11 protein-coding genes are annotated in these 16,199 nt (G+C 63.1%); 6 read left to right on the forward strand and 5 right to left on the reverse strand.

What is annotated here, in order from left to right; genetic code table 11:
• The first annotated feature begins 109 nt into the window (after positions 1 to 109).
• The 4 genes from gltB (at position 110) to IVB26_RS34215 (ending at position 9,165) form a co-directional block, all read left to right on the forward strand.
• Positions 110 to 4,855, forward strand: a complete 4,746-nt coding sequence (gene gltB, locus IVB26_RS34200) for a glutamate synthase large subunit (RefSeq protein WP_247969358.1) — start codon at positions 110 to 112, stop codon at positions 4,853 to 4,855.
• 144 nt (positions 4,856 to 4,999) lie between these two features.
• Positions 5,000 to 6,451, forward strand: a complete 1,452-nt coding sequence (locus IVB26_RS34205) for a glutamate synthase subunit beta (RefSeq protein ID WP_247969359.1) — start codon at positions 5,000 to 5,002, stop codon at positions 6,449 to 6,451.
• Positions 6,452 to 6,674: 223 nt separating this feature from the next.
• A complete protein-coding gene (locus tag IVB26_RS34210) occupies positions 6,675 to 7,307 on the forward strand; it encodes a hypothetical protein (RefSeq protein WP_247969360.1) in 633 nt (210 codons plus the stop codon).
• Between the two features lies 1 nt (position 7,308).
• Complete coding sequence (locus IVB26_RS34215; RefSeq protein WP_247969361.1) at positions 7,309 to 9,165, forward strand: caspase family protein; 1,857 nt, start codon at positions 7,309 to 7,311, stop codon at positions 9,163 to 9,165.
• A gap of 43 nt (positions 9,166 to 9,208) precedes the next feature.
• On the opposite strand, the gene IVB26_RS34220 is transcribed toward IVB26_RS34215, so the two are convergent.
• Entirely contained in the window at positions 9,209 to 10,954 is a 1,746-nt protein-coding gene (locus IVB26_RS34220) for an outer membrane beta-barrel protein (protein ID WP_247969362.1), read from the reverse strand.
• 192 nt (positions 10,955 to 11,146) lie between these two features.
• On the opposite strand from IVB26_RS34220, the gene IVB26_RS34225 reads away from it, so the two are divergent.
• Positions 11,147 to 12,154, forward strand: a complete 1,008-nt coding sequence (locus IVB26_RS34225) for a KpsF/GutQ family sugar-phosphate isomerase (protein ID WP_247969363.1) — start codon at positions 11,147 to 11,149, stop codon at positions 12,152 to 12,154.
• A 249-nt stretch (positions 12,155 to 12,403) separates the two neighbouring features.
• On the opposite strand, the gene IVB26_RS34230 is transcribed toward IVB26_RS34225, so the two are convergent.
• Positions 12,404 to 12,955 (reverse strand): carboxymuconolactone decarboxylase family protein, encoded by a 552-nt coding sequence (locus IVB26_RS34230; protein ID WP_247969364.1) that lies wholly within the window; start codon positions 12,953 to 12,955, stop codon positions 12,404 to 12,406.
• Between the two features lie 71 nt (positions 12,956 to 13,026).
• Here IVB26_RS34230 and IVB26_RS34235 point away from each other — a divergent pair, with 71 nt between their 5' ends.
• The gene (locus IVB26_RS34235; protein WP_247969365.1) at positions 13,027 to 13,368 is read left to right on the forward strand and encodes a winged helix-turn-helix transcriptional regulator; all 342 of its coding nucleotides are present in this window, start codon (positions 13,027 to 13,029) and stop codon (positions 13,366 to 13,368) included.
• 114 nt (positions 13,369 to 13,482) lie between these two features.
• On the opposite strand, the gene IVB26_RS34240 is transcribed toward IVB26_RS34235, so the two are convergent.
• The 3 genes from IVB26_RS34240 to IVB26_RS34250 form a co-directional block, all read right to left on the reverse strand.
• Positions 13,483 to 13,926, reverse strand: a complete 444-nt coding sequence (locus IVB26_RS34240; protein ID WP_247969366.1) for an NfeD family protein — start codon at positions 13,924 to 13,926, stop codon at positions 13,483 to 13,485.
• A gap of 54 nt (positions 13,927 to 13,980) precedes the next feature.
• Positions 13,981 to 14,985, reverse strand: coding sequence for an SPFH domain-containing protein (locus IVB26_RS34245; protein ID WP_247969367.1), 1,005 nt, complete (start codon positions 14,983 to 14,985; stop codon positions 13,981 to 13,983).
• A gap of 228 nt (positions 14,986 to 15,213) precedes the next feature.
• Positions 15,214 to 16,191 carry an ABC transporter substrate-binding protein gene (locus IVB26_RS34250; RefSeq protein ID WP_247969368.1) on the reverse strand — a complete coding sequence of 326 codons (978 nt, stop codon included), beginning with the start codon at positions 16,189 to 16,191 and terminating at the stop codon, positions 15,214 to 15,216.
• Positions 16,192 to 16,199 lie beyond the last annotated feature (8 nt).

A 16,199-nucleotide genomic window follows, 5' to 3' on the forward strand; every position in this document is an offset into this window, starting at 1 on the left:
ATGCGGCTCGCAGCGGACGAGCGGTGACCCAGAGGCGGGTGCCGCGGAACGCCGAAGGTGCGCCGAAGATGGCGGTGAGGCAGCTTGCCGCATGGAGAGGATTGGAACAATGAACGGGTCGCAATTCGAGCGCGCAAGCATCGTGGCAGAAGAGCTGTCGGCGACGGTCGCCTCGAAAACGACCGATCCGATTACCAATCCGATTCAAGAGCACAATTCGCGCCCGCCGGCCGAAGGCCTCTACGATCCGAGCTTGGAGAAGGACTCCTGCGGCGTCGGCTTCATCGCCAACATCAAGGGCCAGAAGTCGCACGAGATCGTCGCGGACGCGCTGAACATCCTCTGCAATCTCGAGCACCGCGGCGCCGTCGGCGCCGACCCGCGCGCCGGTGACGGCGCCGGCATCCTGGTGCAGATCCCGCACGCCTTCTTCAGCCGCAAGGCCGGAGAGCTCGGCTTCGCGCTGCCTCAGCCCGGCGAATACGCCATCGGCGCGCTGTTCATGCCGCGCGACACCGCCTGGCGCAACGTCATCAAGAGCATCATCGCCGACCAGATCAAGGAAGAGGGGCTGACCCTGCTCGGCTGGCGCGACGTGCCGACCGACAATTCCTCGCTCGGCGTGACCGTGAAGCCGACCGAGCCCGCCTGCATGCAGGTGTTCATCGGCCGCAACGGTACCGCCAAGACCGAGGACGATTTCGAGCGTCGGCTCTACATCCTGCGCAAGTCGATCTCGCAGGCGATCTACCAGCGTCGCGACCGCGGCCTTGCAGGCTATTACCCCTGCTCGATGTCCTGCCGCACCGTGATCTACAAGGGCATGTTCCTCGCCGACCAGCTCGGCAAGTACTATCCCGACCTGCACGAGAAGGATTTCGAGAGCGCGCTTGCGCTGGTTCACCAGCGCTTCTCGACCAATACCTTCCCCGCCTGGTCGCTGGCGCATCCCTACCGCATGATCGCGCATAACGGCGAGATCAACACGCTGCGCGGCAACACCAACTGGATGGCGGCGCGCCAGGCCTCGGTGAGCTCCGAGCTCTACGGCAAGGACATCAACCGGCTCTGGCCGATCTCTTATGAGGGACAGTCGGACACCGCCTGCTTCGACAACGCGCTCGAATTCCTGGTGCAGGGCGGCTACTCGCTGCCGCACGCCGTCATGATGATGATTCCGGAGGCGTGGGCCGGCAATCCCTTGATGGATGAGAAGCGCCGCGCCTTCTACGAATATCATGCCGCGCTGATGGAGCCGTGGGACGGCCCCGCCGCGATCGCCTTCACCGACGGCCGCCAGATCGGCGCCACCCTCGACCGCAACGGCCTGCGGCCGGCGCGCTATCTCGTCACCAAGGACGACCGCATCGTGATGGCGTCCGAGATGGGCGTGCTGACGATCCCCGAGGACCAGATCATCACGAAGTGGCGCCTGCAGCCCGGCAAGATGCTGCTGGTCGACCTCGAGCAGGGCCGGCTGATTCCGGACGACGAGATCAAGGCCGAACTCGCCAAGAGCCATCCCTACAAGGAGTGGCTGGAGCGGACCCAGATCGTGCTGGAAGAGCTGCCGAAGGTTCCGACCACCGGCGTGCGCTCCAATTTGTCGCTGCTCGATCGCCAGCAGGCGTTCGGCTACAGCCAGGAAGACATCGCCATCCTGATGACGCCGATGGCGGCCACGGGCGAGGAAGCCGCGGGCTCGATGGGCAACGACACGCCGATCTCGGCGCTGTCGGACAAGGCCAAGCCGCTGTTCACCTACTTCAAGCAGAACTTCGCGCAGGTCACCAACCCGCCGATCGACCCGATCCGCGAGGAGCTGGTGATGAGCCTCGTCTCCATCATCGGGCCGCGGCCGAACCTGTTCGACCTGCAGGGCCTTGCCACCACCAAGCGTCTCGAAGTGCGCCAGCCGATCCTGACCGACGCGGATCTGGAAAAGATCCGCTCGATCTCCGATGTCGCCGAGTCGCACTTCAAGTCGCGCACGCTGGACACCACCTTCCACGCCGGCCTCGGCGCGGCGGGCATGGACCAGGTTCTCGACGAGCTCTGCGCGCGCGCGGAAAGCGCGGTGCGCGAGGGTGTCAACATCATCATCCTGTCCGACCGCATGGTCGGCACCGACCGGGTGCCGATCCCGGCACTGCTGGCCTGCGCCGCCGTGCATCATCATCTGATCCGCGTCGGCCTGCGTACCTCGGTCGGCCTCGTCGTCGAATCCGGTGAGCCGCGCGAAGTGCATCACTTCGCCTGTCTCGCAGGCTACGGCGCCGAAGCAATCAACCCCTACCTCGCGTTCGAGACCATCATCGCGATGAAGGACCGCCTGCCCGGCTCGCTCGACGATTACGAGATCGTCAAGCGTTACATCAAGTCGATCGGCAAGGGGCTCCTGAAGGTGATGTCCAAGATGGGCATCTCGACCTACCAGTCCTATTGCGGCGCGCAGATCTTCGACGCGGTCGGCCTCAAGGCCGATTTCGTCGCAAAGTTCTTCGCGGGCACGCACACCCGCGTCGAGGGCGTCGGCCTTGGCGAGATCGCCGAAGAAGCCGTGCGCCGTCATGCCGACGCGTTCGGCGAGGCTCAGGTCTACAAGACCTCGCTCGATGTCGGCGGCGAATATGCCTATCGCAGCCGCGGCGAGGATCACGCATGGACCGCGGAGTCGGTGTCGTTGCTGCAGCACGCCGCGCGCGGCAACTCGCAGGAGCGCTATCGCGCCTTCGCAAAGATCCTCAACGAGCAGTCCGAGCGCCTGCTGACGCTGCGCGGCCTGTTCCGGATCAAGAACGCGGACGAAGAGAAGCGCAAGCCGATCCCGCTCGACCAGGTCGAGCCGGCCAAGGACATCGTCAGGCGCTTCGCCACGGGTGCGATGAGCTTCGGCTCGATCTCGCGCGAGGCGCACACCACGCTCGCGATCGCCATGAACCGGATCGGCGGCAAGTCGAACACCGGCGAAGGCGGCGAGGAATCCGACCGCTTCAAGCCGATGCCGAACGGCGATTCCATGCGCTCGGCGATCAAGCAGGTCGCCTCGGGCCGCTTCGGCGTCACCACGGAGTATCTCGTCAACTCCGACATGATGCAGATCAAGATGGCGCAGGGCGCCAAGCCCGGCGAAGGCGGCCAGCTGCCTGGCCACAAGGTCGACGCGACCATCGCAAAGGTCCGGCATTCCACGCCGGGCGTCGGCCTGATCTCGCCGCCGCCGCACCACGACATCTACTCGATCGAGGATCTGGCGCAGCTCATCTACGACCTCAAGAACGTCAACCCCACCGGTGACGTCTCGGTCAAGCTCGTCTCCGAGATCGGGGTCGGCACGGTTGCCGCGGGCGTCGCCAAGGCGCGCGCCGACCACGTCACCATCGCAGGCTTCGAGGGCGGCACCGGCGCATCGCCGCTGACCTCGATCAAGCACGCCGGCTCCCCCTGGGAGATCGGCCTCGCCGAAACCCACCAGACGCTGGTGCGCGAGCGGCTGCGCAGCCGCATCGTGGTCCAGGTCGACGGCGGCTTCCGCACCGGCCGTGACGTCGTGATCGGCGCGCTGCTGGGGGCCGACGAGTTCGGCTTTGCCACCGCGCCGCTGATCGCGGCCGGCTGCATCATGATGCGCAAGTGCCATCTCAACACCTGCCCGGTCGGGGTCGCGACCCAGGACCCCGTCCTGCGCAAGCGCTTCACCGGCCAGCCCGAGCACGTCATCAACTACTTCTTCTTCGTCGCGGAAGAAGTCCGCGAGATCATGGCTTCGCTCGGCTTCCGCACCTTCAACGAGATGGTCGGCCAGGTTCAGCTGCTCGACCAGACCAAGCTGGTCGCGCACTGGAAGGCCAAGGGCCTCGACTTCTCGAAGCTGTTCGTCAAGCAGAAGGAAGAGAAGGGCCAGAAGATCTATCACTCCGAGCGCCAGAACCATCATCTTGAGGCGGTGCTCGACCGCTCGCTGATCGAGAAGGCGACGCCCGCGCTCGATCGCGGCGCGCCGGTGAAGATCGAGGCCAATATCAACAGCACCAACCGTTCCGCCGGTGCCATGCTGTCCGGTGCTGTCGCCAAGATCTACGGCCATGCCGGCCTGCCGCACGACACCATCCATGTCAGCCTCAAGGGCACCGCTGGCCAGGCCTTTGGCGCGTGGCTCGCCCACGGCGTCACCTTCGAGCTCGAGGGCGAAGGCAACGATTATGTCGGCAAGGGCCTCTCGGGCGGCAAGATCATCGTCAAGCCGCCGAAGAACTCCGCCATCGTGCCGGAGGAGAGCATCATCGTCGGCAACACCGTGATGTACGGCGCCATTCAAGGCGAGTGCTATTTCCGCGGCATCGCCGGCGAACGCTTTGCCGTGCGTAACTCGGGTGCGGTCGCAGTGGTCGAGGGCGCGGGCGATCATTGCTGCGAATACATGACCGGCGGCATCGTGGTCGTGCTCGGCAAGACCGGGCGCAACTTCGCGGCCGGCATGTCCGGCGGCATCGCCTATGTGCTCGACGAGACCGGCGACTTCGACAGGCTGTGCAACATGGCCATGGTCGAGCTCGAGCCGGTGCTGTCGGAAGAGTTGATCAACGCCGGCACTTATCACCATTCCGGTGACCTCGAGGCGCACGGCCGGGTCGACGTGTTCAAGAACCTGCTCGCCTCCGACGTCGAGCGGCTGCACGTCCTGATCTCGCGCCATGCGAAAGCCACCGGCTCCAAGCGCGCCGCCGACATCCTTGCCAATTGGAAGGACTGGCTGCCCAAATTCCGCAAGGTGATGCCGGTCGAGTACCGGCGTGCGCTGCGCGAAATGGCCGCCAACGCGGACGCCGAGCCGAAAATCGCGATCGGGGCGTAGCAACATCAGCGCCCGTCATTGCGAGCGTAGCGAAGCAATCCAGACTTTCTCCTCAGCGACAGACTGGATTGCTTCGTCGCTTCGCTCCTCGCAATGACGGTGAGGAAGCAACAAACGAACTAAGCGGCAGGGACTTCGGGTTTAATGGGCAAGATCACGGGTTTTCTCGAAATCGAACGGCACGACCGCAAGTACACCCCGGTCGCCGAGCGCGTGAAGCATTACAACGAGTTCGTCGTTCCCTTGACCGAGAAGGAAGTGCGCGACCAGGCCGCGCGCTGCATGAACTGCGGCATTCCCTATTGCCACGGCACCGGCTCGGTCGCGCCGGGCACGCCGGGCTGCCCGGTCAACAACCAGATTCCCGACTGGAACGACCTCGTCTATCAGGGCAATTGGGAAGAAGCCTCGCGCAACCTGCATTCGACCAACAATTTTCCGGAGTTCACAGGGCGCATTTGTCCTGCGCCATGTGAAGCCTCTTGCACGCTCAACATCGACGACAACCCCGTCACCATCAAGACCATCGAATGCGCGATCGTCGACCGCGCCTGGGACAATGGCTGGCTCAAGCCTGAGGTCGCGTCCGTCAAGACCGGCAAGAAGGTCGCGGTGATCGGCTCGGGCCCGGCCGGCATGGCCTGCGCGCAGCAGCTCGCGCGCGCCGGCCACGACGTGCATCTGTTCGAGAAGTTCGCCAAGGCCGGCGGCCTGCTGCGCTACGGCATCCCCGACTTCAAGATGGAGAAGGGCGTCATCGACCGCCGCGTCAAGCAGATGGAAGGCGAAGGCGTCACTTTCCACTACAACAGTCACGTCGGCGCGGACGGCAACGTCGATCCGCGCGAGATGCTCAACGAGTACGACGCCGTGGCGCTGACCGGCGGCGCCGAAGCCCCGCGCGACCTGCCGATCCCCGGCCGCGAGCTGTCAGGCATCCACTACGCCATGGACTTCCTGCCGCAGCAGAACCGCCGCGTCTCCAGCGAGCCCCTGAACGGCGTCCAGGAGATTCTGGCCGGCGGCAAGCACGTCGTCGTCATCGGCGGCGGCGACACCGGAAGCGACTGCATCGGCACCTCGCTGCGCCAGGGTGCGCTGTCGGTGACCCAGCTCGAGATCATGCCCGCCCCGCCCGAGCGCGAGAACAAGGGCCTGACCTGGCCGAACTGGCCCTTGAAGATGCGGACCTCCTCCAGCCAGGCCGAAGGCGCGGTGCGCGAGTACGCCGTGCTGACGCAGAAGTTTTCCGGCGAGAACGGCCAAGTCAAGAAGCTGCACTGCGTGCACGTCGACGACAAGTTCAAGCCGATTGCCGGCACCGAGTTCGAGCTCGACGCCGAGCTCGTCCTGCTCGCCATGGGCTTCGTGCATCCCGTGCACGAGGGCCTGCTCAAGATGCTCGCGGTCGAGCTTGACCCGCGCGGCAACGTCAAGGCCAACACCCTCGACTACCAGACCTCGCGCCCGAACGTGTTCACGGCAGGCGACATGCGCCGTGGGCAGTCGCTGGTGGTCTGGGCGATCCGCGAGGGCCGGCTGTGTGCGCGGTCGATCGATACGTTTTTGATGGGGAAGACGGATCTGCCGCGCTGAACCTTTCAAGCCTCGGTCACATCAGCACAGGGTGTCATCGCCCGCGAAAGCGGGCGATGTTCTGTCTAATAAACGGCGCTTAGGGCGGCGAATCCGATAGTCGACCAACCAAACGGGCGCCCATATCGCATTTTACGAAGAAAAGCTCAATCTTAGGATGCATGCCCCGTCCAGCAACCATGATAGCCTGCTGACAGGGGATTTATAATGCTCGGATAGTGCCATGCCGAATCATTCGCAACGACCAAGGTTCTTTAGCTACCTTCGGGACGATCTGGACAAGCTAGATCAGTACGTCCATCGGCAGGTCCATGTTCGTCTAGCTCAACGACGCATGAGTTTGTTCGACGAGCGGAACATCCATACATACCGACACGGAAATCGTTGGACGAACGAACTGACCGACGAAACCGCGCCCGAAATAAGCAAAATGTCGGCGGAAGCAACGATCTACGCCGTAGACATAATCAATCACGAAACGTCCACTCTCGAAAATTATATCGAGAGCATGGTCGAACAGCTCTATAGATCGCTCATGACCCATCTCTACGAGACAATCGGCGATGCGGCAGAGTCTACAGGGAACGCCCTCTCGATCAGCGATCACAACGGAGATAAGCCCGCCGGATTCCTAGCGATGATGAAGAGGATTCAATTTGGAGTAGACCGCTACGGCCGCCCCACTCGTCCATCATTGCACGTAGCTCCGCAAGCCGGAGAGGAGCTGATCAAGGCTCTAAACGAAAAGCCGCCAGAGTTTCACTTAGAATTCGAGGTGATTGCGCGAGAAAAGGAGACAGACGCAATAACACGGGAAGCACACCGGCTTTCGCGCTATCGCTGGAGACCTCGTTAGAGTGAGAGTTCTGCTAGCAATTGGCTGCGACGATTACCGATCAGCTCCCCCTCTTCGGGGCGCCGTAAACGACGCCACGTCTGTCTTCTCCACACTCGTCGGGAGAGAGCATCATCAATACGATCCCGATCGGTCGAAACTTCTGATCTCCCCTACGGGCGAACAATTTCGTCAAACCATTTCATCGATTCTCTATGAGAACCGCGAGATCACTGTTTTCACATTATACTTCGCGGGGCACGCCGTTGTTTTTGACGAAACTCTCTATCTGGCTCCGGTGGACACAGCGGTTGACCGCATCCCTGCTAGCGCTATTGGATTTCCTGATGTTCTTCGGACCACCGCGGGAGCTAGACCCAAACAAGCAAATTTTGTGATCGACGCCTGCAATGCAGCCGGTCTTGGCTTCGATATAGGGACAATTCTGAAGCGTACCATCGTGGGCAACTCAGACACGATGGGAATCTCATTCCTTGCATCGTCTGCCGCTGAGCAATCGGCCCAGGAATCACCTGAAGGAGGCAGATTCACGATCGAGTTCACGAAAATCTTGCGCGGCGAGACGTTCGTCCAGCAAGCCAGTCCATTTCTTAGCTTAGCTGAGATAGCGCAGCAGATCCAAAGCACGACAAAGCTAGATTCTCAGGCCATTTCTTATTGGTCACTCAACTTGCAAGGCCCAAATCTCTTCGCAACTAACGCAAATTTTTCAGGCCCTGCATATGCAGTGGACGACATCGCCTCCAGATTCAAAAATCAAAAAATTGAAATCGGAAAACACGCCGCGGACTTCAAGTCCGAGCTCGCCAAAATAATAACCGGAATAAGCGAGCGCACGCTTGCAAGACGACTGGAGAATGTGTTCTCGGAAATCAAGACCGAACAACGACCTTCCTTGATATACGGCCTAGCGGCCGGGTTGAAGCTCGAGTTGGCCGAAGCGCAGGATGTTTTTCTTGAAGCTCGGGTTCACTCAGTCCTACTCGGGCAGCTACTCGGGCTTTGTTCTCCGATCACACAATCGCCCATTGTTACGGAGATTATCGATTGGCACACTGAGGCAAACAGTCGAGCCCTACTGAGGCTTAACGAAGCATTAGATGCAGATCGAAATGCACTCTTGGATGCGGGTTTCTCAGACCTGTACGAGCTACCTATCCGAATCTCGGACATTTTCGGATATTGCGCGCTATTCTTAATGGGACAACGGACCCCATCAATACAACTCAGCAACTTGGTCTTTGATACTGCCGAAAAAATCCTTCAGAGGTACGGAAACTCGGTTGTCGCTCTAACTGACGAGCAGGCTACCGGCTACTTACTTTTCTTGGAAACATGCAGAGCGAACAAGTGGACAAATCTTGGAGAAGAAATCGCTGGTCGGTTGTACCATGATCTGCACGAAAACTTCGCAAGATGCGCCGACTACTCACTTAACGCAGAAAGCCAGTTCAGAGTCATTGGTGAGCGGTACAAGGAATCCTACACTTTGACGCGCGACGTCTACAGCGCGCCGTCCGATCTAACAACCGTGATCGTCAGTTTCTGCGCGCTGCTAAATCTCGACGAAGCGATCGACGAAACTCTAATTGAAATCGATCATACTCCGATAAACTATTTTGTTCCGACACAGATCGAGCAATTCGGCTTGTGCGGGGACATGGAAGGAACGAACTACACGCTTGCTCTCGGGCATGATTTCTGGCGCTGCATCGATCTGCGAAGGATTCTTCATGGAGATATATTTCCAAAGCTCCAATCGTCTGCCTCTCTACTTTCTTGGGAAGCACGTTTCTGCGCTGCCGCTGGCTCGCTCGCACTAAGAGACCGCCTGCCTTGGTTTGTTGTGCGCACCTAAGAATGCTACGGCGCGCTAAAGAACTACCTTGGTGAGAATTCCCCTAATTCTGCAGCCTCACCCCGACCATCACCACCGTCCCCTGCGAGCTCGAGCCCGCCTGATTCGAATCCAGGATGTCGTGCCGCAGCGTGCCCTTGACCCAGATGTTGCGGTTGAGCTTGTAGATCAAATTGCTTTCGAACGAGTAGGTCTTGTCGTTGCGGTTCTGGCCCTGGTAGTCGAGCGTGCCGTAGGTGAATTTGCCGACGGCGGTGAGCCAGCGGCGGAAATCGTGGTCGACCTCGGCCGAATAGGTGCGGACCAGGACGCCTGAGGAGCCGGGGATGGTGGTCTCGGCGATCTGCGTGTCGGTGAAGAATTTCACCGTGGTGAGGCCGCTCGCGTTCCAGATCAGCGAGCCCGAGGTCAAGAACCCTGCCAGCTGGCTGAGGCGCGGGTCGGTATAGTTGCGGGCGGAATAGCCGACCGAGATTTCGCCGGTGAGGATGCGCGAGAACTCAAAGGACGAGCCGACCTTGGCATAGCCGCCGTTGGAATCGCGGAAGTAGCCGTTGCGGTCGGCGGCCAAATCGTGGACGCGGGTGTCGCCCTGGATCTCGACGAATGGCTTGAGGCCGGGCTTGAGATCGTAGGAGAAGCGCCCGATGCCGCCATATTGGTTGAAGTCGCGGTCGTTGTTGCTGAAGGTCGAGCCGTCGGTGAGCTTGGAGTCCGTGTAGGCGGTGCGATCGACGGTGGCGCCGGCGGCGACCTGGAAGCGGTTGAAGGACTGGTCGAAGCCGACCGTCGTGCCGTAGGCGGCGTACACCGGATATTTCTGCAGGCCGGCCTGCACGTTCGGGCTGCCGGGATTGTCGGTGGCGAGCCGCAGCCGCAGTTGCGTGGTCAGCTTGAGATCGCGGTCGACGTCGAGGCGACCGTCGACATGGCCGTTGAAATCCGGACGGTCGATCTCGACCGGCGAAGGCGAGGCAAAACCGCCGATCGTTGCCGGCATGTTGTTGGTGTAGCCGGAGAACGAGCCGCGCAAATCGGCGACCAGCGCGTGACGCTCCCAGTCGGACATCACCACAAGATCGGGTGCGACGACGTAGAGCGGCGAGCCGATCGGCTTGTTGAGACGCGCAGGATTGGTGTCATAGCCAGTGGATAGCTCGAGCCCGCCCTTGATCAGGAAGCTGCCGGCATAGTCGCCGACGGCTCCGAAGGCATCGTCATCCGCCTTGAGGCGGCGGCGCTGCGGCTGGCCGGGCACGGTGCCCGCCATCGCCGCCGGCACGGGCGCCTTGTTCGCGGAGGCAGATGGCGGCGGCGCGATCCGCGGCAGGCCGAGCGTGGATGGCGGCGGCGCTGTCGTCGGAACCGGCGAGCCGGGACCAGCCGCGCGCTTCGGCTTCGGCTGACCGGGATAGAGCTTGGGCTGCTGTCGCTTGCGGTTGAGCGAGTCGTAGCCGGAGCCGCTCGCGCCGGTGGCGGCCGGAAGGCCATAGGTCGGGACCTGGCCGATGCGCGAGGTCGCCGGCGTTTGCTGGCGCTTGCGCGGATCGGCACTGGGATCGGGTAGCGCCGGCAGCGCATCCGACGGCGCCTGCGGCACGCCCGCCGTGCGGCGGGTCGGCAGCGTCTCGGGCGAGGCGAAGCCGCCCCGGTTAGGGTTGAACAGATCGGGCGTGAGGCTCTGGGCGGCCGTGGGCGCGCTTCCAAGGGTCGTCAGTGCAAGGCACGGCAAAGCAGCGCGCAGGAATTGCGCGCGTTTGCTCCGGCTGGTGCCTGGAGACGACCCCACGATCGAATAACTCCAACGAAATCAAACACTTTCGCGATCGTCCCCGCCGGCTGGCGGGAACCATCGTTAATGGAGTTAAAACAATTATGGTTAATGACCCGTTGAGGCTCTTCGCGCGCTCGTCGCCTCCAGCACCGCGGCGTGCTAATGAGGCGCCGACCGGGCGAACGCGCCCTCCTCCCTGGACAGAGCATGCCGAGTTCGAAACCGCTGATGACCGCATCATCCGGCCTCATCCCTGACAGCATCGAATCCGCGCTCCGCACGCTGGAGACGGAGAGCGGCGGCATCAACGCGCTCGCAGCTGCCCTGCGCGGCCCGCTGGGCGGGACGTTTGCGAGGGCTGTCGACCTGATCCGCAACGCCAAGGGCCGCGTCATCGTCACTGGGCTCGGCAAATCCGGCCACATGGGGCGCAAGATCGCCGCGACGCTGGCCTCGACCGGCACCCCCGCCTTCTTCGTGCACGCCGCCGAGGCCGGTCATGGCGACCTCGGCATGATCACCACCGACGACGTCATCATGGCGCTGTCCTGGTCCGGCGAGCAGCCGGAGATGAAGAACGTCGTGAACTATTCCGCGCGCTTCGCCATTCCCATGATCGCGGTGACCTCGAACGCAGCCTCCTCGCTCGGACAAGCCGCCGACATCGTGATCGAGCTGCCGAAGGCGCGCGAGGCCTGCCCGCACAATCTGGCGCCGACCACCTCGACCATGATGCAGGTCGCGGTCGGCGACGCCATCGCGATCGCGCTGCTCGAAGGCCGCGGCTTCACCGCGCTGGAGTTCGCGCATTTCCACCCCGGCGGCAAGCTGGGCGCGATGCTGAAATTCGTCCGCGACTACATGCGCACGGGCGCCGAGATCCCGCTCAAGCCTGAAGGCACCAAGATGTCGGAGGCCGTGGTCGAGATGTCGGCCAAGGGCCTCGGCTGCGTCTGCATCGTCAACGAAGCGAACGAGGTCGCGGGCATCATCACCGACGGTGATTTGCGCCGCCACATGCGCCCCGACCTGCTGACGGCATCGGTCGACGACATCATGACGAAGCAGCCGAAAACGGTGCCGCCCTCGATGCTCGCCACCGAGATGATCGAGGTGCTGAACACAAGCAAGATCACGACGCTGGTCGTGACCGAAGCGGGCAAGGTGGTGGGCATCGTGCATCTGCACGATCTGCTGCGGGCGGGCGTGGCGTAAGCACGCGGTTTCTCTCCGCGCCGTCATTCCGGGGCGCGCCGCTTGGGCGCGAACCCGGAATCCATTCATCTCCGAGGTTGCCGCTCGGTGGATTCCGGGTTCACGCTTCGCGTGCCCCGGAATGACAGCGAGAGCGTGGCGCGCCTCCCTCCTCCGTCATTGCGAGCGTAGCGAAGCAATCCAGGCTGCCTCCGCAGATGCAGTCTGGATTGCTTCGTCGCTTCGCTCCTCGCAATGACGCGGTGAGAGCTACGCCGGAAACCGCGCGGCGCTCTCCTCCAGAGGCAGCCGCAGCCCGTTCGCCAGATAGGACACCGTGCGGTAGAAGCCGCACAGCAGCATAATCTCCAGAATTTGTGCCTCGTCGTAGTGTGCCGACAGCGCCGCGAACTCCTCGTCGGTCAACGTCGCGTGCGCGTGCAGCGCGTCGACCGCTGCAATCAGGGCCTGCTCTGCCGGCGACCAGCAGGATGAAGCTGCATCGCCTTGCACGGTGGCGCGGATCTCTTGCTCGCTGAGCCGCGCAGGCCCGGCAAAGATCGCGACATGCACGCCCCATTCATATTCGCATTTGGTCAGCGCACAGGTGCGGTCGATGACGATCTCGCGCTGGCGGAGCGACAGCGGACCGGGATCGAGCAGGCCGCCGGCACGAAACTTGTCCCAGGCGCGGCTGTGCCCCGCCATCACCCGGAACAGCATCAGCGGCGGCGCGCCGCGCATGATGCGGTCGAACTGCGCCTGGATCGCCGGGGGATAAGGCGGGGTGAGGGGGGCGATGCGCGGCGTGAATTGGGACATTGGCCGCCTCTCTTGCTACACTTATCGTAGCAATACGCTACATTATTTGTAGCAATGCGCAAGGGGCGACGATGTCGAAACGGGCAAACATGAAAACGCGTCCGGCGCGGGGATCGCGCACCGGACGGCCGATCATGGCGCTGCTGGACCTGCTCGGCCGGCGTTGGAGCCTGCGAATATTGTGGGAATTGCGCGGCGAGCCCCTCACCTCCCGCGTATTACGCACCGCCTGCGACGAGGCCTCACCGACAGTGCTGCAAGCGCGGCTGACGGAGTTGCGCGAAGCAGGATTCGTCGAGCTCGGCGAAGGCGGAGGTTATGGACTGACGCCGCTGGGGCGAGAATTGTGCGAGACGTTCATGCCGCTGCACCGGTTTGCGGAAAGGTGGCGCAGCAAGACCAATGCCTATTGAAACGACGCTGCGCCAACAACCTCGTCATTGCGAGCGCAGCGAAGCGATCCAGAATCTTTCCGCGGAGAAATTCTGGGTTGCTTCGTCGCAAGAGCTCCTCGCAATGACGGCGCCCTACGCCGCGGCGACCGTCAGATTTGCACCATCCACCCGCACCACCTTCACCCGCGTTCCGGCCGGCGTGTCGGGGCCCGCGACGCGCCACACCGTGTCCCCGATGCGCACGGTGCCGCTGCCGTCGACGATCGGCTTCTCCAGGGTGAACTCGCGCCCGAGCAGCGCCTCGGTACGCCTGTTGAGGAAGGGACTGGCGCTCGCATCGCTCTTCGGCCGGGCGAGGCGGCGCCACACCGGCACGGCGGCCGCGGCGAAAACCGCAAACATCACGAGCTGGATCTGCCAGGACACGGCAACGGTGAACGAGATCAACCCCACCAGCAGCGCGGCGAGCCCGAGCCAGAACAGGAAGATGCCCGGCGCCAGCACCTCCAGCGCCATCAGGATGAAGCCGAAGATCAGCCAGTTCCAGCTGCCGAGCGATACGAACATGTCGGTCATGACACGACCTTCCATCATTGGCGCATGCCCCTATCGAAGGACATGCGCCGGTGACTATCCCTGCCGCGGCGGCACCGCCGGCGGCGTGCTGCCGGTCGGCGGCACTGAGCCGGGGCGCCGAGCGGCGGCCGCTGCAGAGGCGGCGCTCTCGCCGAACGTCGCCTTGGCAATCTCGCCGATGCCGGCGAGCGAACCGAGCATGCTCGTCGCTTCCATCGGCAGCATGATGATCTTCTGGTTCGGCGCCTCCGCGAACTGGCCGAACGCCTTGATATATTTGTCGGCGATGAAATAGTTCAACGCGGCGACGTCGCCCTTGGAAATGGCTTCGCTCACCATCTGAGTGGCCTTCGCCTCGGCCTCCGCCGAACGCTCGCGTGCCTCGGCGTCGCGGAACGCGGCTTCCTTGCGGCCCTCGGCCTGCAGGATCTGGCCCTGCTTGGCGCCCTCGGCGCGCAGGATCTCCGACTGGCGCTGGCCTTCGGCGGCGAGAATGTCGGCGCGCTTGACGCGCTCGGCCTTCATCTGCCGTCCCATCGCTTCGACGAGATCGGCCGGCGGCACGATGTCCTTGATCTCGATGCGATTGACCTTGACGCCCCAGGGCGAGACCGCGGCGTCGACGACGCGGAGCAGGCGCTCGTTGATCTCGTCGCGATGCGATAGCACCTGGTCGAGATCCATCGAGCCCATCACCGAGCGGATGTTGGTCATGGTCAGAACCGTGATGGCCTGCGTCAGATTGGCGACCTCGTAGCTCGCCTTCGCGGCATCGAACACCTGATAGAAGGCAACGCCGTCCACCGTCACGGTAGCGTTGTCCTTGGTGATGACCTCCTGCTCGGGAATGTCGATCACCTGCTCCATCATGTTGATCTTGCGCCCGACGCGGTCGAAATAGGGCACGATCAGATTGAGCCCGGGGCTGAGCGTCTGGGTGTATTTGCCGAACCGCTCGATGGTCCAGTCATAGCCCTGCGGCACCGTCTTCACACCGGCCACCAGCGTGACGATGACGAGCAACACCAGAACAATCGCGAAAATGTCGAAACCGCTCATATATCCTCCAAGGCAGGAAAAAGACCCTTCCCGCGCTGTCATTGGTCGGGATCGCAACCCTACCGGTTCAGCGGTCGCAAGTAACGTCGGTACCGGCGCAATTCTGGACAAGACGGATGGAGAGTGAGCGGTCTCGATATGTATTTGCGGAAGGCCCTTGAAAGCGCGCAGGCTCAGACCTAGCGACAAACTTAACACATCCGGCCATGGGTCCCGCTGGGGGCGGCATCATTCGATGACATCGTTCGCGATGGCGAGCAGGCCCGCGGGAAGCGTGACGGCAAGCGCCTTGGCCGTCTTCAGGTTGATCGTCAGCTCGAACCTGGTCGGATTCTGGACCGGCAGATCGGCCGCCTGCGCGCCCCTGAGGATGCGGTCGATGTAGGAGGCGGCGCGGCGCAGTTGCTCGGCGCTGTCGGTGCTGTAGGACATCAGCCCGCCTTCCTCGACGAAGGTCCGGCTCCAGAACACCGCCGGCAAGCGAGCCTCGCCGATCGTCGCCAGCAGTTGTGCGCGATTGGCCATGGTGAAGAAATCAGGCAGGACCAAGAAGCCGCCGTCCTTGCGCGTAGCCAGTGCCGCGATCGAGCCGGCGTCGTTCACGGGCGCAGGCTCGACGGCCACGTGAAGCGTCCGCGCGGCGTCTTCGACCGTGCGCAGCATCAGGGGCGCGAACGGCGCGGTCTCGGGATTGTAGACGACGAAGACGCGGCGAACGGGTGGCGCCACCTGCGTCAGCATCTCCAGCCATTTGCCGGCGAGCGGGCCGTCGTAATCGGTGAAGCCGGTGACGTTGCCGCCGGGATGCGCGAGGTTTTCGACAAAGCCCTGGCTGACGGGATCGGTGACGACGGCGAACACAATCGGGATCGTCGTGGTGCGCCGGCGCAACTCCTCGACCGAGGGCGTGCCGACCGCGAGCAGGATGTCGGGCTTGAGCGCGATCAACTCGTCCGCGAGCTGAGCGATGCGCGCGCGGTCGCCGCCACCGCTGCGCCAGTCGATCTTGAGGTTGTCGCGCTCCTTCCAGCCGTGGCCGGCAAGGGCCTCGACCAGGACCATGCTGCGCGTCTGTCCGATCGCATCATCGGCAGCCGTGACCGAGAGTACGCCGAGCCGCCGCGTCGCGTTCGGCTGCTGCGCCAGCGCCGCGGTCGGCAGCGCCGCGATCATCCCAAGAAGCGCCAGGCACCGGCGGCGGTTCATGGGGCGCT

Source organism: Bradyrhizobium sp. 195, assembly GCF_023101665.1.
GTDB lineage: Bacteria > Pseudomonadota > Alphaproteobacteria > Rhizobiales > Xanthobacteraceae > Bradyrhizobium.

Excerpts from the sequence above, each read along its gene's own strand:
- IVB26_RS34240 (WP_247969366.1), bottom strand. The coding sequence starts at position 13,926 with ATGACCGACATGTTCGTATCGCTCGGCAGCTGGAACTGGCTGATCTTC.
- IVB26_RS34210 (WP_247969360.1), top strand. The coding sequence starts at position 6,675 with ATGCCGAATCATTCGCAACGACCAAGGTTCTTTAGCTACCTTCGGGAC.
- IVB26_RS34230 (WP_247969364.1), bottom strand. The coding sequence starts at position 12,955 with ATGTCCCAATTCACGCCGCGCATCGCCCCCCTCACCCCGCCTTATCCC.
- IVB26_RS34250 (WP_247969368.1), bottom strand. The coding sequence starts at position 16,191 with ATGAACCGCCGCCGGTGCCTGGCGCTTCTTGGGATGATCGCGGCGCTG.
- gltB (WP_247969358.1), top strand. The coding sequence starts at position 110 with ATGAACGGGTCGCAATTCGAGCGCGCAAGCATCGTGGCAGAAGAGCTG.
- IVB26_RS34225 (WP_247969363.1), top strand. The coding sequence starts at position 11,147 with ATGCCGAGTTCGAAACCGCTGATGACCGCATCATCCGGCCTCATCCCT.
- IVB26_RS34205 (WP_247969359.1), top strand. The coding sequence starts at position 5,000 with ATGGGCAAGATCACGGGTTTTCTCGAAATCGAACGGCACGACCGCAAG.
- IVB26_RS34235 (WP_247969365.1), top strand. The coding sequence starts at position 13,027 with ATGTCGAAACGGGCAAACATGAAAACGCGTCCGGCGCGGGGATCGCGC.
- IVB26_RS34245 (WP_247969367.1), bottom strand. The coding sequence starts at position 14,985 with ATGAGCGGTTTCGACATTTTCGCGATTGTTCTGGTGTTGCTCGTCATC.